The organism is Janthinobacterium kumbetense (genome assembly GCF_023703445.1).
Classification (GTDB): Bacteria; Pseudomonadota; Gammaproteobacteria; order Burkholderiales; family Burkholderiaceae_D; genus Janthinobacterium; species Janthinobacterium kumbetense.
The window spans coordinates 321833-347235 of record NZ_JAMQGR010000004.1; the positions used below are offsets into that span (position 1 = coordinate 321833).

Consider the following 25403-nt stretch of genomic DNA (forward strand, 5'->3'; position numbering starts at 1 on the left):
TCTTTTTAAAAAGAATTCACCGTTATGCGCGCCTCCCGTTTTTTTATTTCCACACTTAAAGATGCACCTTCTGACGCGGAAATCGTCAGCCACCAATTGATGATGCGTGCAGGCATGATCAAACGCCTCGGTTCCGGCATCTATACCTACATGCCGATGGGCTTGCGCGTGATCCGCAAGGTGGAAGCCATCATCCGTGACGAGATGAACAAAGCCGCTGGTATCGAACTGCTGATGCCGCTCGTGCAGCCGGCCGAACTGTGGCAAGAGACGGGCCGCTGGACCAAGATGGGCGACGAACTGATGCGCGTGAAAGACCGCCACGGCCGCGAATACGCGATCCAGCCGACATCGGAAGAAGTCATCACGGACGTCGTGCGCACGGAAATCAAGTCCTACCGCCAGTTGCCATTGAACTTTTATCACATCCAGACCAAGTTCCGCGACGAGCGCCGCCCACGCTTCGGCCTGATGCGCGGCCGCGAATTCACCATGAAGGACGCCTACTCGTTCGACCGCGACCTGGCCGGCATGCAAGCGTCGTACAAGGTCATGTTTGACGCCTACACGCGCATCTTCACGCGTTTCGGCCTGCAATTCCGCGCCGTGGCAGCCGATAACGGCGCCATCGGCGGTTCCGGTTCGCATGAATTCCACGTCATCGCCCACACGGGGGAAGACGCGCTCGTGTACTGCCCGACCTCCGATTACGCGGCCAACATGGAAGCGGCCGAAGCGCTGCCGCCAGCGGGCGAGCGTCCGGCAGCAAGCCAGGCGCTGACGAAAACGGCCACGCCGGACACCGTCAAGTGCGAAACCGTGGCTGCCCTGCTGGGCATAGCCCTGTCGCAGACCGTGAAAACCATCGCCCTGACGGTGGAAACCGTTGGCAAGGATGAAAAAGTCACGAAACAGCATTTCATGCTGCTGCTGCGCGGCGACCATGAATTGAACGACATCAAGGTGGGCAAGGTTGCCGGCCTGGCCGGTCACCGTTTCTCGACGGAAGCGGAAATCCTGGAAGTCTACGGCACCATTCCCGGCTATCTGGGCCCGATCGGCACGCAAGCGCCCGTCACCGTGGTGGCGGACCGCACGGTTGCCCACATGAGCGACTTCGTTTGCGGCGCGAATGACGCCGGCTTCCACTACACGGGCGCGAACTGGGGCCGCGACGTGGCCGAGCCTGCCATCGTGGCCGATTTGCGCAATGTCGTCGCCGGCGACGCTTCGCCGGACGGCCAGGGCACGCTCGCCATCGAGCGCGGCATCGAAGTGGGCCACGTGTTCCAGCTGGGTACGGCGTACTCGGAAAGCATGAAAGCCACCTTCCTCGATGAAAACGGCAAGCCTGCGCCGCTGCAGATGGGGTGCTACGGCATCGGCGTGACGCGCATCCTGGGCGCCGCCATCGAACAGAACTTCGACGACAAGGGCATCATCTGGCCTGCCTCCATCGCGCCATTCGAGGTCGTGCTGTGCCCGATGGGCATGGACCGCAGCGAACTGGTCAAGGAAGAGACGGAGAAGCTGTACGCGGCCCTGCAAGGCGCTGGCGTCGATGTCATCGTCGACGACCGCGGCTTGCGCCCTGGCGCCATGTTTGCTGACTGGGAACTGATTGGCGTGCCGCACCGCATCGTCATCGGCGAGCGCGGCCTGAAAGAAGGCAAGCTGGAGTACCAGGGCCGCCGCGATGCGGAAGCCACCGGCGTGGCGCCGGACGAGATCGTCGCCTTCATCCAGGGCAAAATGGCGCAGTGAAGCGCATATCCGTAAGTAAAACGGCTGGCGCACTCGCGCTGGCCGCCTGCCTGGCCTGCGTCTCTCCGGCGCAGGCCGGCAACCAGAAGGAGGAGGCGCTGGCCGACTCCGTCCGCCTGGCGCTGTCGCACGCGATCCGCGACGAACGCCCGCCGCAGCCCAAATTTGCCACTCCCGCCGACTTGCAGCGCTACCAGCAATGGCTGGCGCAGATGTCGTCGCGCCTGCAGCGCAAGCTGCCGGATGCGCAGCTGCGCACGGAATTCCTGGAAACGGTCTGGTATGAAGCGCGCCGCGCGGGCCTGGAACCGGCCCTGGTGCTGGGCCTGATCCAGGTGGAGTCGGCTTATCGCAAATATGCCGTCTCGCTGGCCGGCGCGCGCGGCTACATGCAGGTGATGCCGTTCTGGACGGGCGTCATCGGCGACAGCGACCGCAGCAAGCTGTTCCACATGCAGACGAATCTGCGCTATGGCTGCGCGATCCTGCGCATGTACCTGGATATGGAAAAGGGCGATTTGTACCTGGCGCTGGGGCGCTACAACGGCAGCCGGGGGCGGGCCGAGTACCCGAATGCCGTGCGGGCGGCGTGGCGGCAGTGGGAATTCAAGACGGCCAGTTGAACCGCAGGCAAAAAAATGCCCCGCTCGCAGTGATGCGGCGGGGCACTCGCTCGGCTGTTGAAGCCGGCGCGTATCTGATTTATTTCAAATGATCGGAGATCAGTTTCGTCATTTCAAACATGGAGACTTGGGCTTTGCCGCCGAAAACTGCTTTCAGCTTGTCGTCCGCATTGATCATGCGGCGGTTGGCCGGATCTTGCAGATCGAGTTTTTTGATGTAATCCCATACCTTTTTGGTCACTTCCGTGCGCGGCAGCGGTGCTGCGCCAACAACGGCGGCCAGATCTTTCGATGGCGTCATTGCTTTCATGAATGCTGCGTTTGGCTTGCGTGGTGTTGCCGGTGCTGCCGCTTTCTTCGCCGCTGCTGGTTTAGCTGCTGCCTTGGCTGCGGGTGCTGCTTTCTTGGCGGCTGCAGGCTTGGCTGCTGCTGCTTTGGCTGGCGCTGCTACTGGGGTTTTTTTGGCTGTTGCCATCTTCGAGCCTCCTTAACAAACACATGGGAAATTGCGCAATTAATCGCACGGCTAATATTGGTGTGGATTTACCTTGTATGCAAGTGTTTTTCACGTTTTCACGAGGAAAAAGCAGGGAAATGGCAATGCTGTCGCCCGGGCGCACCGCTTGGGAGCGCAGAACGGCGTTTTTGCCCGTAAATGGCATGGTTGCTGGCTGTGCGGGGAGGGGGACTGCAGCGGAGGGAAGTAATGATGCCGGACACATGAAAATGCAATCCGGCATGATTTTATAACGGTGTTTCTTGACTTGAACTACGTCTCACGCGGCGTAAAAAAGGCCTTCAAAATCACAGCGAGCGGGGATGATTTGTGGCCGAGAAGCGCAACCGTACTGAAGTACGGTGAGCATCGCCGGCCGCAAAGCGCCCCGCGCAGCGGATTTTGAAGCCTTCCACTACCTCATGCCGGGCATCATGCCCTTCATGGAGCGCATCATCTTCATCATGCCGCCACCCGACAATTTCTTCATCATCGTCTGCATTTGCTCGAATTGCGTCAGCATGCGGTTCACTTCCTGCACCTGCACGCCGGCGCCGGCGGCGATGCGGCGCTTGCGCGTGGCCTTGATCAGTTCAGGCTTGGCGCGTTCCTGCGGCGTCATCGAGTCGATGATGCCGCACATGCGGCGTACCTGTTTGTCGGCCTGATCCATGTTCTTGCCGCCTGCCGCCTGCTGGAACTGGGCCGGCAGCTTGTCCATCAGGTTGGCCATGCCGCCCATTTTCTTCATCTGACCCAGTTGCGCCTTGAAGTCGTTCATGTCGAACTTGCCGCCGACCTTGATTTTTTGCGCCAGGTCGGCCGCCGCCTTGCTGTCGACGCCCTTGCGCGCCTCTTCCACCAGGGCGAGGATGTCGCCCATGCCGAGGATGCGGTTGGCCATGCGGGTCGGGTCGAACGCTTCCAGGCCGTCGAGTTTTTCCGAGACGCCGGCAAACTTGATCGGTTTGCCCGTGATATGGCGCACCGACAGGGCCGCACCGCCGCGCGCGTCACCGTCGAGCTTGGTCAGCACGATACCGGTCAGCGGCAGCGCATCGTTGAAGGCTTTTGCCGTATTGATGGCGTCCTGGCCCAGCATGGCGTCGACGACAAACAGGGTTTCGATCGGTTTCACGGCGCCGTGGACGGCGGCGATTTCGCGCATCATCTCTTCGTCGATACCGAGGCGGCCCGCCGTATCGATGATCAGCACGTCGTGGTAATGCTTTTTCGCCCAGTCCAGCGCGGCCAGGGCGATATCGACGGGCTTGTCCGTGCTGGTGGACGGGAAGAAGTCGGCGCCCACCTGGGCGGTGACCGATTGCAGCTGGGCGATCGCGGCGGGACGGTAGACGTCAGCCGAGACGGTCAGCACTTTCTTCTTCTTTTCTTCCTTCAGGTACTTCGCCAGCTTGCCGACGGTGGTGGTTTTACCCACACCCTGCAAACCGGCCATCAGGATGATGGCGGGCGGCTGCTGGGCAAAGCTGATCTGCGACGCTTCCGGTCCCAGGTCGGCGCCCATCAGGGCGGCCAGCTCGCGCTGCACCACGCCAACCAGGGCCTGGCCTGGCGTGAGCGAGGAAATGACATCCTCGCCCATGGCTTTTTCTTTGACTTTGGCGATGAATTCGCGCACGGCGGGCAGGGCGACGTCGGCTTCGAGCAGCGCCAGGCGCACTTCGCGCAGCATGTCGGCGGTGTTCGCTTCGGTCAGGCGCGCCTCGCCGCGCATGGTCTTGACGACTTTGGCAAGCCGTTGGGTGAGATTATCTAGCATGATGAACCTGCAATGAAAAGCTTGGGAGTGGGCGGCGCAAGCCGGACGATGGCCGTCATTTTACCTTATCGCGGGTGGCTGGCGTTCCCGCGCTGCATCGCCTGGCGGTTGGCCTGCTTTTGAATTAGTTGGTATTTCTGGCAATGCCGCGATTGCATGAAAGGCATTGCGCGGTTAAAATGAGAATAATTCTTATTTACATTCTCAGGCGCCGCACGCCTGAGCGGAAAGGGATGCCATGTCGGCTGCCGATTTTGCACAGCAACAAGACCTGCACGCGCTCTACAGCAGCCATCACGGCTGGCTGCAGGGCTGGCTGCGGCATAAGCTGGGCAATGCGGGCGACGCGGCGGACCTGGCGCAAGACACCTTCATCAGCGTGCTGACGGCCGATTCCGCGCCGCAGATCCGCGAAGCGCGGCCTTTTCTGGCCACCATCGCGCGCCGCCTGGTGGCGCACCGCTACCGCCGGCAAGTGCTGGAAGACGCCTATCTGGAGGCGCTGGCCTGCCTGCCGCCCGAGGTGGCGCCCGCGCCCGAGGAGCGGCTGCTGGCGCTGGAAGCCTTGCAGGAAATCGACCAGGCCCTCGACGGCTTGCCTGCGCCCGTGCGCACGGCGTTCTTGCTGGCGCAGCTGGAAGGCCTCAGCTATGCCGAGATCGCCGCGCGCCTGAACGTGTCGGCCAGCTCGGTCAAGCAATATCTGACCCGGGCCAATCGCCAGGTGTTTTTCTCGCTGCCGGCATGAGCACGGTGGCAGAACCCGCAGCCGCGGCAGCCATCCGCGCAGAGGTGCAGCAGCAGGCGGCCGAGTGGCTGACGGTGCTGATGTCGGAGCAGGCCAGCAAGGCGGAACACGCCGCCTGGCAGCGCTGGCGCGGGGCCGACCCGGAACACGAACGGGCCTGGCAGCATATCGAAGCGGTGTCGCAGCGCTTCAACGGCTTGCACCGCGGCGCGGCCGCGCAGGCGCTGGCCGGTACGCAGCGACAAGCCGTCAACGGCAAGCGGCGCCAGGTGCTGGCGTGGCTGGGCGTGGCGGCCGGCGGCGGCATGCTGGCCGCGCAGACGGGCGTCTGGGATGGCGTGCGCGCCCTGCGTGCCGACTACCGCACGGCCACGGGCGAGCGGCGCGTGGTGGCGCTGGCCGACGGCAGCGTGCTCAGCCTGAATACGGGATCGGCCGTGAACGTGCGTTTCGACGCCGGCCGCCGCCTGATCGAGTTGCTGGCCGGCGAGGTCCTCGTCACCAGCGGTCATGGCGCCGGCAGCGACGCCCCGCTGGAAGTGGCCACGCGCGAAGGCCGGGTGCGCGCGCTGGGCACGCGCTTTGCCGTGCGCCAGCAGGATGGCTACAGCACCGTGGACGTGTTTGAACGCGCCGTTGAAATCCGTCCCCGCGACGATGTCGGCGCGCCCTTGTTGCTGGCGGCCGGGCGCGGCGTGGCCTTTTCCCGCCATGCGCCGGATGCGCCGCACGCCATCGATGTACATGCGCACGCCTGGTCGCGCGGGCAGCTGATCGTCGACGATGTAACCCTGGGCGATTTCCTGGCCGACCTGGCCCGCTACCGCCCCGGTGTGATTCATTGCGCGCCGGAAGTCGCCCAGCTGCGCCTGTCGGGCGTGTTCCCGCTGACCGACACCCAGCGCATCCTGAACATGCTGCCCAACTCGCTGCCCGTGCAGGTGCGCAGCCGCACGCGGTATTGGGTCAGCGTCGAACCGGCGCCGTAGCCCTTGCAATAAAAAATAATGTTCAATCGGGCTGCCCGTTTTCGATTCTCGCGGCACCTGTAGTTAAGAGACTCAATATCCAGTACCCATGCAAGGCGCCACGCTGCCCGGTTTCATGCCGCTGCGTGCTGCCGCCACGATCAACCCAAATGGAAGGACGCAGTGTGATGCATCTGATGTACAAGGTCTGCCGCCCGGCACAACAGCCATACCCAGGAGTGCCGCGATGATGAAATCGGCCCACATGATGTTGTTCTCGCGCGTGCTCGCCGCCATCTTTGGCGGCTATGCGCTCACGTCCGGCGTGGCCGTGTTGCTGTCGGCCGTGCTGCCGCTGTCGCGCGCCGAAGCCGTGCTGACGGCGACCCTGAGCGCCTTCGTCGTCTACACTTGCGCCGTGATCTGGGTCTTTGCCGTGCAAGACCTGCGCCGCGCCTGGCTGGGCATGCTGTTGCCGGCCATCGTCTGCGGCGGCATCGGCATGCTGCTGTCGCGAGGTGCCGCATGAACGCCGTCAAGGTCGATAAAGTGGTGAAAACGCCGCAGCAGGGGGGCTTGCGCCAGGCCATGGCCTGGCTGCATACGTGGAGCGGCCTGTGGATTTCTTGGCTGCTGTTTGCCATCTTCCTGACCGGTTCCCTGGCTGTCTTCGACGACCCGATCGGCCACTGGATGACGCCCGAGCACGCTTTGGCCGAGGCGGCGCACGCGAACGATCCGCCGCTGCCGAAGGTCACGGACCGCGCGCACCGCCTGGAGCTGGCGCTCGACTTCATGGGGAAGGAACACCCGAAGGCGGATATGTGGGAAATCTGGCCCGTGCAGCGTCCCGGCCATGGCCTGTCCGCCTATTGGTTCCAGCCCAGCGGCGGCTATGGCTCGGCGGACCTCGATCCGCTGACGGGCGCCGTCATCGAGCCTGCGCGCGAGGCAACGGAACGGGAAACCATCGGCGGCCACCATTTCGTCGATTTCCATTATGAACTGCACGCGGGCCGCATCGGCGTGTGGATCGTCGCCATCACCACCATGATCATGCTGGTGGCGCTGGTGAGCGGCGTCATCACGCACAAGCGCATCTTCAAGGATTTCTTCACCTTCCGCCCGGCCAAGGGCCAGCGCTCGTGGCTCGACGCGCACAACGCGGTGGCCGTGCTGACGTTGCCGTTCCAGTTCATGATCGCCTACACGGGCCTGGCATTCTTCAGCGACGACTATGTGCCGGCCCCCGTGGCGGCGCAATACGGCATGGACAATCCCAAGAAAGCCTTCCTGGCCGACTGGAACGATGCGGGCAAGCCTGCGCGGTCGGGCCAGCCGCTGGCCATTCCCGCGCTGGAATCGTTCGCGCTGCGCGCCGAGCAGGCCATCGGCCAGGAAATCCGCGCCGTGGTGCTGGACAATCCGAACGATGCCTCCATGCGCGTGTGCATGTACGGCTGGAATGAGGACACGGAACTGCTCACGCGCCTCAGCGCCAATTCGGGCAGGGCCTGTTATGCGCTGGCCACGGGAGAACAGGTCGCCGTGCGCCTGCCGGGCAAGTCGGACACGGGCGGCGCGGGCCTGACGCGCTCCGTCATGTCGAACCTGCACATGGTCGGCTTTGGCGGCACTCCCATGCGCTGGCTGTATTTCTTCTGCGGCCTGGCCGGCACGGCCATGATGGGCACGGGTGCCATCCTGTTCATGGTCAAGCGCCGCCAGAAGTCCGGCGGCGAGTTCGGCGCCTACACGCAGCGCGTGTACCGCGTCATCGCATGCCTGAACGTGGCGGCGATCGCCGGCCTAGCGATCGCCTGCGTGGGCTTCCTGTGGGCCAACCGCTTGATCCCCGTCGGCATCGAGCAGCGTGCCGGCTGGGAAGTGCGCGCCTTCTTTGGCGTCTGGTTCCTGATGCTGTTGCACGCCTGCCTGCGCGCGGAAAAACGCGCGTGGATCGAGCAATTGGGCTTGCTGGCGGCCCTGTGCCTGCTGCTGCCCATCCTGAATGTCCTGAGCACGGGCGACAACCTGGCGGCGCAGATTGCGCGCGGCGACTGGGAAAGCGCCGGCGTGGAACTGGGCAGCATGGCCTTCGGCCTGCTGGCCGCCTGGGGCGCGTGGAAAGTCCACAAGCGCAAGGAAAAGCCGGTGAAAAAGGCTGCCGCCAGGGAAAGCGCTGCGCCCTCTTCCAGCCTGCAAGTCAATACGGAGGGACAGTCATGATCCATACCATCCTGTGCGCGCTGGGCCTGTCGTATGCGGGCATGGCCAGCCTCTCCCTGGCGATGGACCGCCACCATGGCCAGGTCTGGGGCCGGGACGCGGCGCCCAACGTGCGGCGCGCGCTGCAGCTGGCTGGCGCGCTGTTGCTGGCGCTGGCCATCTGGCCTTGCGTGGCCGGCTGGAGCGCCACCGTCGGCGTAGTCGCCTGGCTCGGATTCATCGGGGTGGGCGCGCTGCTGGTGGCCCTGCTGCTGCCGTATGCCCCCCGCTTGCTGTTTCGTAGTTCCCTGCTGGCAGCCGTCGCCGCGCTGGCAGGTCTTGTGACGTTCCTGCGGTGATGTTCACCGCCATTTTCAAGGATAGACCGATGTACTTTTCACGCCTGGCGACACCGTTTGACGTTTGTAATTTCGTTTTGACTTCATCCATGGCGGCTGCCTGATGGCGGCCCGCCTGCCTTCCCGCCGTACCCGCATCCTGGGCGGTGTGGTCTTGCTGGCACTGTTCGGTGCCGGCGCACTGTGGGCCACGCGCGGCCCGGCAACCGTGTTCGATACGGCGCCCGTCAAGCGCGGCAATATCGAAGCCAGCGTCACGGCCATCGGCACCCTGCAGCCGCAAACCTATGTCGACGTGGGCGCGCAGGTGTCGGGCCAGATCACGCGCCTGCACGTGCAGCCCGGCAGCGCCGTGGAAAAAGGCCAGTTGCTGGCTGAGATCGACCCCAGCGTACAGCAAGCCACGGTCGATGCGGGCCGTGCCGCCCTGGCGGGCCTGCGCGCGCAGCTGGCCGACCAGCAGGCGCAGCACCGCTTGGCGGGCCAGCAGCACGTGCGCCAGAAACAGATGGCCAAGTTCGATTCCACGCCGCTGGCCGACCTGGAAACGGCAGAAGCCACGCTGGCCTCGGCCGGCGCCAAGATCGACCACCTGAAGGCGCAGATCGACCAGACCCAGGCCAGCCTGAAGGCGGACGAGGCGCGCCTCGGCTATACGCGCATCTACGCGCCCATGGCCGGCAAGGTGGTGGGCCTGGATGCGAAGGAAGGGCAAACCCTGAACGCCACCTACCAGACGCCGAACATCCTGCGCATCGCCGATCTGTCGGCCATGACCGTGTGGACGGAAGTGTCGGAGGCGGACGTGCGCCGCGTGCGTCCGGACATGCCCGTGTATTTCACCACCCTGGGCGGCGACCAGCGGCGCTGGAGCGGCAAGGTGCGGCAAGTGCTGCCGGCGCCGCCGGTGCCAGGCGGTTCTGCCGCCGGCACGGCCCTGGCGCCGTCGACCAGCAAAGTGATTTTATATACGGTGCTGTTCGACGTGGATAACGCCGATGGCGAATTGATGCCGCAGATGACGGCGCAAGTGGTGTTTGTCACGGCCGCGGCGAACAATGTGCTGGCCGTGCCCTTGCCTGCCCTGAAACCATCGACGGAAGAAGGCGCCAAGCCGGGGCAGTTTACGGCCCGCGTGATGGATGCGGACGGCAAGGTCGATACGCGCACCGTCACCGTGGGCGTGCGCAACCGCCTCAGCGCGGAAGTGCTGCAAGGCTTGCGCGAAGGCGAATTGCTGGTCACGGGCGAGCAGCCGGCCGGCAGCGGCAGCAGCAGGTTCCAGCTGTGAGCGCCATGAGCGAGGCCAGGTCGCTGGGGCAGCCAGCGGAACCTGGCCAGCCGGTTCCCCTGATTGAACTGCGGGGCATCCGCAAGCGCTACGGCGGCCATGACGGCGCGCCGGCCGTGGAAGTGCTGCGCGGCCTGACCTTGTCGATCGGCGCCGGCGAATTCGTCGCCATCGTCGGCGCGTCCGGTTCCGGCAAGTCGACCCTGATGCATTTGCTGGGCTGTCTTGACCGGCCCAGCGACGGCACCTATCGCTTCGCTGGCCAGGACGTGGCCAGCCTGAATCCCGATGAACTGGCGTGGCTGCGGCGCGAAGCGTTCGGCTTCGTCTTCCAGGGCTATCACCTGATCGCCACCGAATCGGCGCGAGAAAACGTGGAAGTGCCGGCCCTGTACGCGGGCATGCCTGCCGCGGCCCGCCATGCGCGCTCGGAAGCGCTGCTCAAGCGCCTGGGCCTGGGCGAGCGGCTCGATCACCGGCCAAACCAGTTGTCCGGCGGGCAGCAGCAGCGCGTGTCGATCGCCCGCGCCCTGATGAACGGCGGGCGCATCATCCTCGCCGATGAACCGACGGGGGCGTTAGATAGCAGCAGCGGCGCCGAAGTCATGGCCCTGCTGGGCGAATTGGCCGACGCGGGCCACACCATCATTCTGATTACGCATGACCGCAAGGTGGCGGCCCAGGCGCGCCGGGTGATCGAGATCAGCGACGGCGAAATCGTCGCAGACTCGGGCGCCGTTACCATTCCGTCCACGTCGACGGCCCTGCCGCCGCTGGACATGTCGCGCGCCGCCCACGACACGGGCGCGTCGCTGGGCACGGAATTGCTCGACGCGGCGCGCGCCGCCTGGCGCGTGCTGTGGATCAACCGCTTCCGCACGGGCCTGACCCTGCTCGGCATCGTCATCGGCGTCGCTTCCGTGATCGTCATGCTGGCCATCGGCCTGGGCACGCGCCAGCAGGTGATGGCGCAGCTGGGCGCGTTCGGCTCGAATCTGCTGTACATGGCGTCGCGCGGCGAAAGCTCGCGCATCCCCGGGCGCAGCATCACCCTGGCCGACCTCGATGCGCTCAAGGACGTGCCGGGCATCACCCACGTGCTGCCGAATGTCACGGGCAACAAAGTGATCCGCCATGGCAACCTCGATGTGCAGACCTATGTGCGGGGCACGGGGCCGGCCCTGCCGCAGATCCAGACCTGGCCGGTGGCCAAGGGCGGCTTCTTTACCGAGGAGGACGAGCGCGAGATGGCCACCGTGGCCGTGCTGGGCGCGCACCTGGCGGAAAAGCTGATGCCCAACGTGGCCAACCCCGTGGGGCAGAGCATCCTGATCGGCAATGTGCCGTTCCAGGTGATCGGCGTGATGAGCGCAAAGGGGGCGCTGACGGGCGAGAAGGATGAAGACGACGTGCTGCTGCTGCCGTTTTCCACGGCCGGCATCCGCGTCTTCGGCCAGCGCGAGCCGACGTACACCGTCATGGCGGTGGCCGACGTCAAGCGCGTGACGGAGGTGGAGGCGGCGGTCGACGCCACCATGTTCGAGCGCCACCGCATCCGCGACTACGGCATCAGCAACGCGGCCGCGTCGATCGCCGCGGAAGCGAAGACGCAGGACAACATGACCGTGATGCTCAGCCTGATCGCCGCAGTCTCCCTGGTGGTGGGCGGCATCGGCGTCATGAACGTGATGCTGATGACGGTGCGTGAGCGCACGCGCGAAATCGGCATCCGCATGGCGACGGGCGCGCGCCGGCGCGACATCCTGCGCCAGTTCCTTACCGAAGCCGTGCTGGTGTCGGTGGTGGGCGGCATGGCCGGCATCGTGGTTGGCGTGACGGTGGCGGCCCTGCTGCTGGTATGGGACGTGCCGGTGATCTTTTCGCTGAGCGCCGTCGGCGGCGCCTTTGCCTGCGCCGTGGTGACGGGGCTGGTGTTTGGCTTCATGCCGGCGCGCAAGGCGTCGGGGCTCGATCCGGTGGTGGCGCTGGCGGGGCAGTAGTGACAACGCCGGCAGCGTGGCTGCCGGCAAAAAAAATGTTGCCCTGGCTCCAACACACGGTACTATCTCCTCATAATAAAAGCGCCGTGTTTTATGCCCTTGCGGGCACACACCAACCACCACAGGAGAACCCGATGCAGAAAAAATCAACTTTGAAGACTGGTATTGCCGCCGCCCTCATGCTGGCCTTTGGCATGGGCGCTGGCCAGGCTCAGGCGCAGGAAGTCGTGCGCCTGGGCAATTTGAAGTTCGCCCATTACGGCGCCGTGTCGTACATCAAGGAAATCGCGCCCAAGTGCGGCATCAAGGTCGAAGAGCATGTCTTCGCCAAGGGCCTCGATGTGATGCAGGCGATTATCGCGGGCGAGCTGGACGTGGGGGCGACGGCCTCCGAAGCGGCCATTTCCGGCCGCGCCGGCGGCGCACCCATCTATGTGGTGGCAGGCTTTGCCAAAGGCGGCGCGCGCCTGGTGGCGGGTGCCGGGCAAAAGATCGCCAGCGTCAAGGAACTCAAGGGCAAGCGCGTGGGCGTGACGCGCGGCGGCATCCAGGAAGTGCTGCTGCTGGCCGAGCTGTCGCAGGCGGGCCTGACGTATTCCGAAACCAAGGGCAAGGATGTGCAGCTGGTGTTCCTGGCTTACGCCGACTTGAACCAGGCGCTGATGGGCAAGAATATCGACGCCATGATGCAGTCGGAGCCGCAATCGTCGCAGGCGATCAACAAGGGTTTCGGCACCGAAGTCATCAAGCCGTACGACACGCCGATCGGCGAACCCGTGCGCACCATGGTGATGACGGAAAAGTTTTACAAGGAACGCCGTCCCGTGGCGGAAAAATTCATGCGCTGCTTCGTCGAAGCCACCAAGGCCTTTATCGACAACAAGGCGACGGCGGAAAAGTATGTGCGCGAAGTGGTGTTCCGCGGCCAGATCACGAAGGATGACTTCGACGACGCGATCAGCAATTCGCCGTATTCGTATGACATCTCGCCCGAACACATCCAGATCACGACGGACGTGATGGTGAAAACGGGCGTGGGCCGCATGACGAAGCCGCCCGTGGCCAGGGACTGGGTCAAGACGGACTTGCTGGAGCAGGCGAAAAAGAGCCTGAATGTGAAGTAAATCAGGAAACCATGAAAAAAACCTCCGCGCCAGTGCTGGTGCGGAGCTTGTGGCGGGTTGCCTTTAGCGGGCGTTGAAACCCATCCAGCCTTTCTCCGTCTGGCGGAAGCTCAGCGTGTAGATGCGGGTCAGCTCGTCGCCTTTCTTGAGCTGGCGGCTGATGATGGCGCCGTAATTGTCTTGCACGATCTGGTCCGACCACTGCATCAGGTTCTCGAAACGTTCGGCCGTCATCGCCGCCTGGCGCGCCAGCAGCGGCGCGGGAATCGCCTTCTTTTCCTGCTGCTGCGCCCAGAATTCGCGGAAAACCTTGTTTTCACCGCCCATGCCGCGCGCCATCAGGCCCAGGCCCATGGTCATGCCCACGGAGCCATCCGTCTTCGCCTCTGTTTCGAGCCTGTCGGCCACGTCGGCCAGCAATTCCAGGTAGCCCACCTTGGCGCGCAGCACGGCCGAGCCCTTGATTTCGTACTGTTCGTTCTCTTTCCAGCCATTGAGCTTTTCCAGCTTCGCGATGTCGAAGTACTGTTTGTACAGATCATAGCTTTGGATGGACGTACGGAAGTATTCCTCGTACGTGGATTGGGAAGGTGCATCTTTCATGCAGCCGCCTAATATAGTACAGGCGGCCAGCAAGAGACAGGTCCAGGACAATTTTAGAAAAGACATGGCGGGGGGCGGTGGCGTCAGGGTGGATAAATATTGCTTTGTGGACATAATTATAGGACTGGCTAATCAGGGTGGCAACATACCCGCAGCGCGGCGACAGTGTGTCGCAGGAAAGATTGCCGAAATCTTGAGGGTGCGCCACCCCGTCATGCCTCAGGCGCGATATCATGGCAGGCTTGCGGCATTGGATGGCGGCGTCGTGCCTGTCACCCGGGCTGTCGCCTGAATCGCGCTTGTCGGCTATGGTGTAAACTTAAACTATGCAGATCTATTTCTTTTTCATCGCCGCCCTGTTGTATGCGGTGTGCGCGGTGCTTCCCTCGTCCCGTGCCCGGCTCATTGCCGGCCTGACCGGCGTCGCCTGGCTGGCGCACGCCGCCACCCTGTGGTTCGACCTGATGGCGCCGGGCACCTTGCGCTTCGGTTTTTCCGCCATGCTGTCGGCCGCGCTGTGGGTCTCGGTAGGCGCCTACTGGATAGAAAACCGCAATTTCAGCCTGGACGGACTGCGCCGCATGGTCATGCCCAGCGCCGTCCTCGCCATCGGCCTGGCCTGGGCCTTTCCCGGCAGCCAGGTCAGCATGGAAGGCAAGTCGGCCGTCTTCGGCTGGCATATTGCCGTGGCCGTGCTCGCCTACAGCACCTTGACGATTGCCGCGTTTCACGCCGTGCTGATGGCGCTGCAGGAATCGCGCTTGCACACGCGCAGCGAAAGCCGCGGCTTCATCGGCAGTGCGCTGGACCAGTTGCCAGCCCTGCTGACGATGGAAAAGTTGCTGTTCCGCATGATCGGCCTGGGGTTTATTTTGCTCAGCCTGACCGTGCTGTCGGGCATCGTGTTTTCCGAGCAATTGTTTGGCAAGGCGCTCAACTGGGATCACAAATCCGTGTTTACCATGCTGTCGTGGCTGCTATTTGCCTCGCTGCTGGCAGGCCGCCGCTTCCGCGGCTGGCGCGGCAAGACGGCCCTGAGTTTTACCCTGGCCGGTTTCGCCACCTTGCTGCTGGCCTATGTCGGCAGCCGTTTTGTACTGGAAGTGGTTTTACACCGAGGATTCGCATGACACGTGTTTTATTCTGGCTGGCGCTGGTGTTCCTGGTGCTGTTCGCTATCCGCAGCAAGATCCGTGGCATGCAGCAGCGGGCCCGCGCGCAACAGCAACAGCGGCCGAATCCGTTTACGCCGCCGGTGCGGCCGCAGGAGTTGCCGGATGCCGAACTGATGCTCTGCTGTGCCCATTGCGGCGTGTACTACCCGGCCTCGGAAAACGTGCAGGCCAAGGGCCACGACTACTGCAGCCACGCGCACGCCACGCTGTAAGGGGCGGTCCGCAGGCGCGCGTGCGTTGCTCATCCGTATCGTAACGTCCTCCGGCATCCGTCCGGCGTAGCATCTGCAGCAGGCGGTTCGTCGCCGCCATTGCAGAAAGGCGCGCTCACCATGTCCCGTCCCAGCCCCCGCTCCATCCCGCCGACCGCCGACGGCATGCCGCCGGCGCCGCAACTGAGCGGCAACTCGCTGCCCATGCAAGCGCTGCGCGCGCAGATCGGCCGCATCGCCTGCTGTGGCGCGCCGGTGGCCATCCGGGGCGAATCGGGCACGGGCAAGGAACTGGCGGCGCGCGCCATCCATGCGCAGGGCGCGCGCGCCAGCTTTCCGTTTATCGCCGTCAACTGCGGCGCCATTCCCGAAGCGCTGATGGAAGCGGAATTCTTCGGCTGCCGCCCGGGCGCCTATACGGGCGCGCTGCACGAGCGCCAGGGCCTGTTCCAGGCGGCCCACGGCGGCAGCCTGCTGCTCGACGAAGTCGACGATCTGCCGCTGGCCATGCAGGTGAAACTGTTGCGCGTGCTGCAAGAGCACCGCGTGCGCAAGCTGGGCGGCAGTACTGACGAAGCCGTCGACGTGCGCATCCTGTGCGCCAGCCAGCACGGCCTGACGCGCGGCGTGGCCGCCGGGACGTTTCGCCAGGACCTGTTTTACCGCCTGAATGTGATCGAGCTGGCGCTGCCGCCGCTGCGCGAACGGCGTGGCGATCTGCAGGTATTATGTGAGGTGATCCTCGCGCGCCTGTCGCCGCGCCGGGTCGTGAGCCTGGCGCCGCCGGTGCTGGCGGCCCTGGCCGCATATGCGTTTCCCGGCAATGTGCGCGAACTGGAAAACGTGCTGGAACGGGCGCTGGCCTTTGCCGATGGCGGCGTGATCGCGCTCGATGGGCTGGCCTTGCCCTCCGCGGCGGGCAACGTGCCCTTGCGGGCGGCGCCGGCCATGCCGGCTGTGTCGGAGCGGCAACAGTGTCTGCCCGGCATGGCGGCGTATGGCGTGGCCAAGGTCTTGCCGCTGGACGTGTATTTGCGCCAGGCCGAGCGCGACATGATCATGCTGGCGCTGGTGCAGGCGCGCTACCACCGCGCACGGGCGGCGCGCCAACTGGGCCTGAGCGTGCGCCAGTTGCGTTACCGTATGCAGAAATTGACGATACAGGAAGCCCTATTTGATGAGCGTATGGACGATAGATGAAGACGGCTGGTGCGACGGCGCGCTGCGCTATGACTCGCCGTACTGCGATGCGCGCCCGGACGGTGCGCAAGTCGACTTGCTGGTGATCCATAACATCAGCTTGCCGGGTGGCCGCTTTGGCGGGCCGCATGTGTCGGACTTGTTTACGGGCCGGGTAGATTATAATGCCGATCCTTCTTTCGCCGACCTGCGTGGCTTGCAGGTGTCGGCGCACTTTTTTGTGCGGCGCGATGGTGCGCTGTTGCAATATGTTTCTGCTGATCAACGTGCCTGGCATGCGGGCGCGTCCGCCTTCGAAGGACGCCCGCAGTGCAATGGCTATTCCATCGGTATCGAAATGGAAGGTGCGGACGATGTGCCGTTCCAGCGGCGGCAATATCATGTGCTGGCGGCGCTGACGGCGGCGCTGGTGGCGCGCTACGGGCTGTCCCAGGTGCGCGGCCACGAGCATATCGCGCCGGGCAGGAAGACGGATCCGGGGCCGTTTTTTGACTGGCATTTTTATCAAGAATGCTGGCTGGAAACCCTGAGCGGACAAGCTGCGTTAGCGCTTACTTCGCGTGGATTGGGCTTCCCATCCATGCCCTGAAAAGTCAACCGAAATCGTATATGAAAATACAAAAAATTACGCCGACGGATGCCGGAAAACTATTGCATCGCCCTTCGATGGGCACTACAATTAGTGCAGAAGTTGGATGTAAAGACTATATGTAGTGCCATCACAGACGTTTTCAGAATTATTGTCAAAGCTACCCGGATTGCTGATAAAGCACTGGAACTGGCGGTTTATCACCCTTGATCGTGTTTTGCGCCAGCCGGGCAGTGCGGTGTGGCGAGATGGATACTGAGCTGTTTTATGTACTATGAATTTACTATTTAGCAACAAATACCTGAAGAAACCCTGACCATCGGGCGTTCTATTCAACAACACACGCGGCAGCAAAACTGCAGGCTGACTTTAGCTGACAACGGGAGCTTCAATGCAATCACCACAAGATATTTCCATCCATCCAACGCCAGTATCGCCAGCGCCAGGCGCGGCCAACAGCGTAGCGAGCACGGGCGCGGCATTGGGCGACTATCGCATCATCCGCCGCAACGGCGCGGTGGTGGCATTTGAGCCTTCGAAGATCGCCATCGCCATGACCAAGGCGTTTTTGGCCGTTAACGGCGGCCAGGGCGCAGCCTCGGCCCGCATCCGCGAACTGGTGGAACAATTGACCGACGGCGTGGTCGCTGCGCTGGTGCGCCGCCACCCGGGCGGCGGCACCTTCCATATCGAAGACGTGCAAGACCAGGTGGAACTGTCGCTGATGCGTTCGGGCGAGCACGACGTGGCGCGTGCCTACGTGCTGTACCGCGCCAAGCACATGGAAGAGCGCCGTCTGCAGAAGGAAGCGCAAGGCGCCTCGGCGCAAGTTTCCGCACCACAACTGAACGTGACCGACAACGGCGTGCGCCGCCTGCTGGACATGCAGGAAGTACGCGACCTGATCAACGCCGCCTGCGCCGGCCTGGAAAAGCACGTCGATGCCGACGCCATCCTGGCTGAAACCGTGAAAAACCTGTACGACGGCGTGCCGGTGGAAGAACTGCACAAGTCGGCCATCCTGGCAGCGCGCGCGCTGATGGAAAAAGACCCGGCCTACAGCCAGGTCACGGCCCGCATCCTGCTGCACACGGTGCGCAAGGAAGTGTTCGGCAAGGAAGTGCCGCAAGCGGCCGCTGCCGCCGAGTACCTGACGTATTTCCCGCAATATATCGCCAAGGGCATCGCCGCCGAGCTGCTGAACCCGGTACTCGCCAGCTTCGACCTGGAACGCCTGGCCAAAGCCATCGTGGCCGACCGCGACTTGCAATTCGGCTACATCGGCCTGCAAACCCTGTATGACCGCTACTTCCTGCACATCCAGGACGTGCGCATCGAAATGCCGCAGGCGTTCTACATGCGCGTGGCCATGGGCCTGGCGCTGAACGAGGCGGACCGCGAAGCGCGCGCCATCGAGTTCTACAGCCTGCTGTCCTCGTTCGACTTCATGAGCTCGACCCCGACCCTGTTCAACTCGGGCACCCTGCGCTCGCAGCTGTCGTCGTGCTACCTGAGCACCGTCTCGGATGACCTGGAAGGCATCTACGACGCCATCAAGGACAACGCGCTGCTGGCCAAGTTCGCCGGCGGCCTGGGTAACGACTGGACGCCAGTGCGCGCCCTGGGCGCCCACATCAAGGGCACCAACGGCAAGTCGCAAGGCGTCGTGCCGTTCCTGAAAGTGGTCAACGACACTGCCGTGGCAGTCAACCAGGGCGGCAAGCGCAAGGGCGCCGTCTGCGCCTACCTGGAAACCTGGCACATGGACATCGAGGAATTCCTCGACCTGCGCAAGAACACGGGCGACGACCGCCGCCGCACGCACGACATGAACACGGCGAACTGGATTCCCGACATGTTCATGAAGCGCGTCATGGAAAAAGGCGAATGGACCCTGTTCTCGCCGTCGGACACGCCAGACTTGCACGACAAGGTCGGCAAGGCTTTTGAACAGGCTTACGTGGGCTATGAAGCCAAGGCCGCCGCCGGCGAAATCCGCGTCTTCAAGAAGATCGCCGCACTGGACCTGTGGCGCAAGATGCTGTCGATGCTGTTTGAAACGGGCCACCCATGGATCACGTTCAAGGACCCTTGCAACATCCGCAGCCCGCAGTCGCACGTCGGCGTCGTCCACAGCTCGAACCTGTGCACGGAAATCACCCTGAACACCAGCAGCGATGAAATCGCCGTCTGCAACCTCGGTTCCGTGAACATGCCGGCGCACATGAAGGAAGGTAAGCTCGATCACGTCAAGCTGGCCAAGACCGTCCGCACCGCCATGCGCATGCTCGACAACGTCATCGACATCAATTACTACGCCGTCGACAAGGCGCGCAATTCGAACATGCGTCACCGTCCGGTCGGCATGGGCGTGATGGGCTTCCAGGACTGCCTGCACATGATGCGCATTCCGTTCGCCTCGGACGCCGCCGTGTCGTTTGCCGACACCTCGATGGAAGCCGTCTGCTACTACGCCTACCTGGCGTCGACGGAACTGGCCGAAGAGCGCGGCCGCTATGAATCGTATGCCGGTTCGCTGTGGGACCGCGGCATCCTGCCACAGGACTCGGTCAAGCTGCTGGCTGAAGAGCGCGGCGGCTATCTGGAAGTCGATTCCTCGTCGGCCATGGACTGGACACCGGTGCGCGAGCGCATCGCCAAGTTCGGTATGCGCAACTCGAACTGCGTGGCGATCGCCCCGACGGCGACGATTTCGAACATCATCGGCGTCTCGGCCTGTATCGAGCCGACATTCCAGAACCTGTACGTGAAATCGAACCTGTCGGGCGAATTCACCGAGATCAACGGCTACCTGGTGCGCGACCTGAAGGCGCGCGACCTGTGGGATGAAGTCATGATCTCCGACCTGAAGTACTTCGACGGCTCGCTGGTGAAGATCGACCGCATCCCGCAAGACCTGCGCGATATCTACGCCACCGCCTTTGAAGTGTCGCCAAGCTGGCTGGTGGAAGCGGCTTCGCGTCGCCAGAAGTGGATCGACCAGGCCCAGTCGCTGAACATCTATATGGCTGGCGCATCGGGCAAGAAACTGGACGAGACCTACAAGCTGGCATGGCTGCGTGGCCTGAAAACCACCTACTACCTGCGTACCATCGCCGCTACCCACATGGAGAAATCGACCTCCAAGACGGGCGCCCTGAACGCCGTGGCAGTCGATGGCGGCATGTCGGCCAGCGCGCAGAGCGCCCAGGCGGCGGTCGTGGCGGCAGCAGCAGTGGCCGTGGCGCCGGTAGTGGCAGCGGCAGCGGCAGCGGACGACGCCGATGGCGAAGCTTGCTACCTGCGTCCGGGTGACGATGGCTTTGAGGAATGCGAAGCCTGCCAGTAAAATTTTAGTTGTCAGCCCGGCACGGTCGGGCTGATTCAATGTTGTCAATGTCCGCATTGTCCGATACAACGGGCCTGTTGCGGATCGCCGGTTCGCCGGCATGGAAAGGAAGAAGAATATGTCGTTGTCATGGGATGATGAAACCACGTCGGCAGCTGCGCCGCGTCCGGCGCAGCAAGCGCCACTGGGTAATACCGAATTGAACCTGCCGGCCGGTGCCGAGCCGTCCGAAGCGAACGCCGAGCAAGTCGCGCGCCGCGTGAATGCCGACGACAAGCGCATCATCAACGGCAAGACGGACGTCAACCAGCTGGTGCCGTTCAAGTACAAGTGGGCGTGGGACAAATACCTGGCCGGCTGCGCCAACCACTGGATGCCGCAGGAAGTGAACATGCAGCGCGATATCGAGCTGTGGAAAAACCCGAACGGCCTGACGGACGACGAGCGCCGCCTGGTCAAGCGCAACCTGGGCTTCTTCGTGACGGCCGACTCGCTGGCCGCCAACAACATCGTGCTGGGTACCTACCGCCACATCACGGCGCCGGAATGCCGCCAGTACCTGCTGCGCCAGGCGTTCGAGGAAGCGATCCACACGCACGCCTACCAGTACATCGTCGAATCCCTGGGCCTGGACGAAGGCGAGATCTTCAACGCCTACAACGAAGTCAAGTCGATCCGCGACAAGGATGAATTCCTGATTCCGTTCATCAACACCCTGACCGACCCGGCGTTCGTCACCGGTACGGTGGAAAACGACCAGAAGCTGCTCAAATCCCTGATCGTGTTTGCCTGCCTGATGGAAGGCCTGTTCTTCTACGTCGGCTTCACGCAGATCCTGGCGCTGGGCCGCCAGAACAAGATGATGGGCGCGGCCGAGCAGTACCAGTACATCCTGCGCGACGAATCGATGCACTGCAACTTCGGCATCGACTTGATCAACACGATCAAGATGGAAAACCCGCAGTTGTGGACGGCCGCCTTCCGCGAAGAGATCAAGGACCTGTTCATGAAAGCCGTGGAACTGGAATACGCATACGCGGAAGACACCATGCCGCGCGGCGTGCTGGGTCTGAATGCGCCGATGTTCAAGGGCTACCTGCGCTTCATCGCCAACCGCCGCGCGCAGCAGATCGGCATCGAGCCGCTGTTCGCCCAGGAAGAAAATCCGTTCCCGTGGATGAGCGAAATGATCGACATGAAGAAGGAACGTAACTTCTTCGAAACGCGCGTGACCGAGTACCAAACCGGTGGTGCGCTGAACTGGGAGTAACCCTTTTTCAGTCAACGCCCAAAAGCGCCGTCATCGAGACGGCGCTTTTTTTTCGCCTGCATGGCGGCGGGAAAATGCGTGCCTCATCGCGTCATGCGATGAGGTTTGCACCAGGATTTTCGGCTGCCGCGAATGGCCGCATCGCGGGCGCCAAAAATCATTTCCGGAGACGCTGGCGGCGGCATTTTCCGCGCGATTGTGCGATAGCACGCGTAACGTGCAAAAAAGCGGGCGAAAACGTGTCGTGCCGGTTGCGCATTGACAAGGTTTTCGTGTACTTTATGAGATTGCAAATGCGAGCGTTAGAATGCGGGGTTTTTTAACCAGCGCGGTAGCGAAAAAACCTCGCAAAACAGGGATACAGATTTACACGGATATGCACAAAACCACACCGTTTTCGTCTGCCGCCGTGCCCGAATTTTTTCAGGCATGGCGGTTTTTTATTTGACGGATGGGTGTTGTGGCGAGCGCGATGCGAGGAGCGAAAAAACGCACGGCATCGAAAACGAATGACCGAATTCAGACTTTGCCACCAGCTGCGAGATAAAGCAGGGTGGCACCGACGATGGCTGAAGTGCTGCAAACGTGAGGAGTTGCAGCAGTTCAGCTGGTGCCGAATTCATTAGCGCAAACGACCGTTTGTGCCGATGAATAATTCGCCTGGCCTATCCCTGTGGTGGGTCGGACGGGTTTAAATCTTGTAGCTTAAATTTCTCATCTCAGATGAAGGAGAGACAAATGGCAACAGCCGCTAAGAAATCAGAAGTAAAGAAACCAGCCGCCAAGGCTGCTCCTGCCGCGAAGAAGCCGGCAGCCGCAGCGAAGACGGTTGCCGCTAAACCAGCTGCCAAAGCCGCAGCAAAACCAGCCGCCAAACCAGTCGCCAAAGCCGCAGCCAAGCCTGCAGCAAAAGTGGCTGCCAAGCCAGTAGCGAAAGCCGCAGCGAAACCAGCGGCCAAGGCAGCAGCAAAACCGGCCGCCAAGCCAGCAGCGAAAGCCGCAGCGAAACCTGCAGCCAAGGCAGCAGCCAAACCTGTCGCGAAAAAAGCCGCAGCCAAACCAGCCGCCAAACCGGCCGCCAAGCCAGCAGCAAAAGCCGCAGCAAAACCAGCGGCCAAGGCAGCAGCCAAGCCAGCGGTGAAAAAAGCTGCAGCGAAACCTGCAGCCAAGGCAGCAACCAAGCCAGCAGCGAAAAAAGTCGTCGCCAAGGCAGCAGCCAAGCCGGCCGCCAAAGCAGCAGCGAAACCTGCAGCAAAAGCAGCAGCCAAGCCAGCGGCAAAAGCAGCAGCGAAGCCAGCAGCAAAAGCAGCAGCCAAGCCAGCAGTGAAAAAAGCCGCCGCGAAACCTGCAGCCAAGGCAGCAGCGAAACCGGCCGCCAAGGCGGCAGCCAAGCCAGCAGCGAAAAAAGTCGTCGCCAAGGCAGCAGCCAAGCCGGCCGCCAAAGCCGCAGCCAAGCCAGCGGCCAAAGCAGCAGCCAAGCCAGCAGCCAAGGCAGTAGCGAAGCCAGCAGCAAAAGCTGCAGCCAAGCCAGCGGCCAAGGTAGCGGCGAAGCCAGCAGCGAAAGCGGCAGCCAAACCTGCGGCCAAGGTTGCAGCGAAGCCAGCAGCCAAGCCAGCAGCGAAAGTCGCAGCCAAGCCGGCCGCCAAAGCAGCAGCGAAACCTGCCGCCAAGGTCGCAGCAAAACCGGCAGCCAAGGTAGCAGCGAAGCCAGCAGTAAAAGCTGCAGCCAAGCCAGCCGTCAAGCCGGCAGTGAAAGCCGCAGCGAAACCTGCCGCCAAGCCAGCCGCCAAGCCAGCCGCAGCGCCAGTCGTGGCAGCCGCACCAGCCGCAGCGCCGGCAGCAGCTCCAGCGGCACCAGCCGCCGTGGCAGCCAAGCCAGCAGCCAAGAAGGCCGCGCCTAAAAAGGCCGCACCGAAGAAGGCAGCTCCTGTCGCCAAGCCATCGGCGCCTATCGCACCTGTAGCAAAAACCGTGTTGGCACCGGCTGCAGCCTGGCCATTCCCAACCAGCACCCGCCCATCGTAATTTCTGCGATACGGGTGCCTGGATGAGGCAACACGCCGCTGTGTGACTCAATCACACAGCGGTTTTTTTTTGGAGAATTAGTCGTGCTGATCGTTATCCTTACATTGATCGTTGATACCATCGCCACCTTGCTGGGCGGCGTGTTGCTGCTGCGCTTCTGGATGCAGGCGGTGCGCGTGCGGCCGCCCTCGTCGGTGGCGCAATTCACGTTTCAATTGTCCGACTGGCTGGTGCGTCCCCTGCGCCGCGTGGTGCCGGGCGTGGGCGGGTATGACTGGGCCAGCCTGATCGGCGCCTTCCTGATCGTGCTGCTGGCCAGCTCGGTGCTGTTTATTTCCGGCTATCCCGTCGAGGTGGTACTGCTCAAGTCGCTGCAACGCTTCCTGCAATGGATACTCTACGGTTTCATGGCCTTGCTGATCATCGAAGCCATCTTCAGCTGGGTCAACCCGCATGCGCCGCTGGCGCCGTTCGTACGGGCCCTGAACGAGCCGCTGCTGCGTCCGATCCGCAAGGTCGTGCCGCTGGTCGGCAGCCTGGACCTGTCTTTGCTGGTGGCGTTGATCTTGCTGCAGATTGCGCAAGTGCTGGTGGGGATGATTATTGTATTGAGGTAAAACGAGGAGGTCGGCCTGGCGCTAGTGCACAAGCCGACCGGACTACATATTAATAGCGGTAACCGAACGCCGCTTCGAACTGGTCGGCGATGCTTTCCGGCGTAAATACGTGGTTTTGCGCACCTTGGGTGGCGATCTTGATGGCGCCCAGCAGGCTGGCCAGGCGGCCGCTCGTTTCCCAGCCCAGGTCGTTGGTGATGCCGAACAGCAAGCCAGCACGGTAGGCATCGCCGCAACCGGTCGGATCCAGCACTTCCTTGGCGGTCACGACAGGAATGTCGATGCGCTTGCCGTCCGTATAGATTTCCGATCCTTTTTCGCCACGCGTGACGATCAGCGCTTCCAGGCGGCTGGCGATGTCCGGCAGGGTCAGGCCCGTGCGTTCCATCAACATCTCCATTTCATAGTCGTTGGCCGACACATACGTGGCTTTGTTGATGAAGTCGATCAACTGTTCGCCGTTGAAGCGTGGCAACTGCTGGCCTGGGTCGAACATGAAGGGGATGCCCAGCTCGGCCAGGTCGGCGGCGTGCTTGAGCATGCCCTGGTCGCCATCCGGCGAAATGATGGCCACCTTGGCCGGCCCTGCATTGGCGATCGGGTTTTCATGCGCAAACGACATGGCGCCCGGGTGGAAGGCGTTGATCTGGTTATTGTCCGCGTCGGCCGTAACGAAGCATTGCGCGTTGTAGCTGTCGGCCTTGATCAGGATGTTGGCGGTGGAAATGCCCAGCTTTTGCAGGCGCTCCAGGTAGGCGGCGCTATCTTGCCCCATGACGCCGACGATGCGCGGGTCGCCGCCCAGCATTTTCAGGCTGTAGGCGATGTTGCCCGAGCAGCCGCCGAACTCCGTGCGCATGGTGGGCACGAGGAAGGAGACGTTTACCTTGTGCAACTGGTCGGCCAGCAGGGATTCGCCGAAGCGGCCGGGGAATTGCATGATGGTGTCGGTGGCAAGCGAGCCGCAGATCAGCGATGTTTTGGTCATGATAGTGTCTG

At 63.0% G+C, this 25403-nt stretch carries 22 protein-coding genes; 17 read left to right on the forward strand and 5 right to left on the reverse strand.

Annotation, left to right across the window (positions count from 1 at the left end; all coding sequences use genetic code 11):
* Positions 1–24: 24 nt before the first annotated feature.
* Complete coding sequence (locus NCG91_RS15070; protein WP_251350261.1) at positions 25–1764, forward strand: proline--tRNA ligase; 1740 nt, start codon at positions 25–27, stop codon at positions 1762–1764.
* Entirely contained in the window at positions 1761–2387 is a 627-nt protein-coding gene (locus tag NCG91_RS15075) for a lytic transglycosylase domain-containing protein (RefSeq protein ID WP_251350262.1), read from the forward strand. Before NCG91_RS15070 ends, NCG91_RS15075 begins: the two co-directional genes overlap by 4 nt.
* Positions 2388–2466: 79 nt before the next feature.
* Here the strand turns inward: NCG91_RS15075 and NCG91_RS15080 are convergent, their stop codons facing one another.
* Together NCG91_RS15080 and ffh are read right to left on the reverse strand one after the other, a co-directional pair.
* Positions 2467–2862, reverse strand: a complete 396-nt coding sequence (locus NCG91_RS15080) for an SWIB/MDM2 domain-containing protein (protein WP_071650146.1) — start codon at positions 2860–2862, stop codon at positions 2467–2469.
* A 436-nt stretch (positions 2863–3298) separates the two neighbouring features.
* Positions 3299–4666: a signal recognition particle protein gene (ffh, locus tag NCG91_RS15085; protein ID WP_034746567.1), complete on the reverse strand. Its 1368-nt coding sequence runs from the start codon at positions 4664–4666 to the stop codon at positions 3299–3301.
* 238 nt (positions 4667–4904) lie between these two features.
* Here ffh and NCG91_RS15090 point away from each other — a divergent pair, with 238 nt between their 5' ends.
* The 8 genes from NCG91_RS15090 (at position 4905) to NCG91_RS15125 (ending at position 13364) form a co-directional block, all read left to right on the forward strand.
* Positions 4905–5414 carry a sigma-70 family RNA polymerase sigma factor gene (locus NCG91_RS15090; RefSeq protein ID WP_099376517.1) on the forward strand — a complete coding sequence of 170 codons (510 nt, stop codon included), beginning with the start codon at positions 4905–4907 and terminating at the stop codon, positions 5412–5414.
* Positions 5411–6403, forward strand: a complete 993-nt coding sequence (locus NCG91_RS15095; RefSeq protein ID WP_285817140.1) for a FecR domain-containing protein — start codon at positions 5411–5413, stop codon at positions 6401–6403. Before NCG91_RS15090 ends, NCG91_RS15095 begins: the two co-directional genes overlap by 4 nt.
* Before the next feature lie 226 nt (positions 6404–6629).
* A complete protein-coding gene (locus NCG91_RS15100; RefSeq protein WP_251350264.1) occupies positions 6630–6911 on the forward strand; it encodes a hypothetical protein in 282 nt (93 codons plus the stop codon).
* On the forward strand, positions 6908–8611 hold the full coding sequence (locus tag NCG91_RS15105) for a PepSY-associated TM helix domain-containing protein (RefSeq protein WP_251350265.1): 1704 nt from the start codon (positions 6908–6910) through the stop codon (positions 8609–8611). Before NCG91_RS15100 ends, NCG91_RS15105 begins: the two co-directional genes overlap by 4 nt.
* A complete protein-coding gene (locus tag NCG91_RS15110) occupies positions 8608–8949 on the forward strand; it encodes a DUF3325 domain-containing protein (RefSeq protein ID WP_251350266.1) in 342 nt (113 codons plus the stop codon). The genes NCG91_RS15105 and NCG91_RS15110 overlap by 4 nt, the downstream gene beginning before the upstream one ends.
* 103 nt (positions 8950–9052) lie before the next feature.
* Complete coding sequence (locus tag NCG91_RS15115) at positions 9053–10240, forward strand: efflux RND transporter periplasmic adaptor subunit (protein WP_251350267.1); 1188 nt, start codon at positions 9053–9055, stop codon at positions 10238–10240.
* Between the two features lie 5 nt (positions 10241–10245).
* Positions 10246–12240, forward strand: coding sequence for a MacB family efflux pump subunit (locus tag NCG91_RS15120; protein WP_251350268.1), 1995 nt, complete (start codon positions 10246–10248; stop codon positions 12238–12240).
* A 134-nt stretch (positions 12241–12374) separates the two neighbouring features.
* On the forward strand, positions 12375–13364 hold the full coding sequence (locus NCG91_RS15125) for an ABC transporter substrate-binding protein (protein WP_369812309.1): 990 nt from the start codon (positions 12375–12377) through the stop codon (positions 13362–13364).
* A gap of 63 nt (positions 13365–13427) precedes the next feature.
* Here NCG91_RS15125 and NCG91_RS15130 read toward each other — a convergent pair whose 3' ends face one another.
* The gene (locus NCG91_RS15130) at positions 13428–13967 is read right to left on the reverse strand and encodes a hypothetical protein (RefSeq protein WP_099666515.1); all 540 of its coding nucleotides are present in this window, start codon (positions 13965–13967) and stop codon (positions 13428–13430) included.
* 326 nt (positions 13968–14293) lie between these two features.
* Here NCG91_RS15130 and NCG91_RS15135 point away from each other — a divergent pair, with 326 nt between their 5' ends.
* From NCG91_RS15135 to NCG91_RS15160, 6 genes are all read left to right on the forward strand, one after another.
* Positions 14294–15097 (forward strand): cytochrome C assembly family protein, encoded by an 804-nt coding sequence (locus tag NCG91_RS15135; protein WP_077408508.1) that lies wholly within the window; start codon positions 14294–14296, stop codon positions 15095–15097.
* The gene (locus NCG91_RS15140) at positions 15094–15354 is read left to right on the forward strand and encodes a PP0621 family protein (protein ID WP_077408507.1); all 261 of its coding nucleotides are present in this window, start codon (positions 15094–15096) and stop codon (positions 15352–15354) included. The genes NCG91_RS15135 and NCG91_RS15140 overlap by 4 nt, the downstream gene beginning before the upstream one ends.
* A gap of 120 nt (positions 15355–15474) precedes the next feature.
* Complete coding sequence (locus NCG91_RS15145) at positions 15475–16554, forward strand: sigma 54-interacting transcriptional regulator (RefSeq protein WP_354004618.1); 1080 nt, start codon at positions 15475–15477, stop codon at positions 16552–16554.
* The gene (gene ampD / locus NCG91_RS15150; RefSeq protein ID WP_251350269.1) at positions 16532–17143 is read left to right on the forward strand and encodes a 1,6-anhydro-N-acetylmuramyl-L-alanine amidase AmpD; all 612 of its coding nucleotides are present in this window, start codon (positions 16532–16534) and stop codon (positions 17141–17143) included. Before NCG91_RS15145 ends, ampD begins: the two co-directional genes overlap by 23 nt.
* A 391-nt stretch (positions 17144–17534) precedes the next feature.
* Positions 17535–20492: a ribonucleoside-diphosphate reductase subunit alpha gene (locus NCG91_RS15155; protein WP_251350270.1), complete on the forward strand. Its 2958-nt coding sequence runs from the start codon at positions 17535–17537 to the stop codon at positions 20490–20492.
* A gap of 118 nt (positions 20493–20610) precedes the next feature.
* Entirely contained in the window at positions 20611–21762 is a 1152-nt protein-coding gene (locus tag NCG91_RS15160; protein ID WP_071322017.1) for a ribonucleotide-diphosphate reductase subunit beta, read from the forward strand.
* 719 nt (positions 21763–22481) lie between these two features.
* Here the strand turns inward: NCG91_RS15160 and NCG91_RS15165 are convergent.
* On the reverse strand, positions 22482–23540 hold the full coding sequence (locus NCG91_RS15165) for a hypothetical protein (RefSeq protein WP_251350271.1): 1059 nt from the start codon (positions 23538–23540) through the stop codon (positions 22482–22484).
* A 330-nt stretch (positions 23541–23870) separates the two neighbouring features.
* Here NCG91_RS15165 and NCG91_RS15170 point away from each other — a divergent pair, with 330 nt between their 5' ends.
* Positions 23871–24404 (forward strand): YggT family protein, encoded by a 534-nt coding sequence (locus tag NCG91_RS15170; protein ID WP_251350272.1) that lies wholly within the window; start codon positions 23871–23873, stop codon positions 24402–24404.
* A 49-nt stretch (positions 24405–24453) separates the two neighbouring features.
* Here NCG91_RS15170 and NCG91_RS15175 read toward each other — a convergent pair whose 3' ends face one another.
* On the reverse strand, positions 24454–25392 hold the full coding sequence (locus NCG91_RS15175) for a carbohydrate kinase family protein (RefSeq protein ID WP_034746615.1): 939 nt from the start codon (positions 25390–25392) through the stop codon (positions 24454–24456).
* Positions 25393–25403 lie beyond the last annotated feature (11 nt).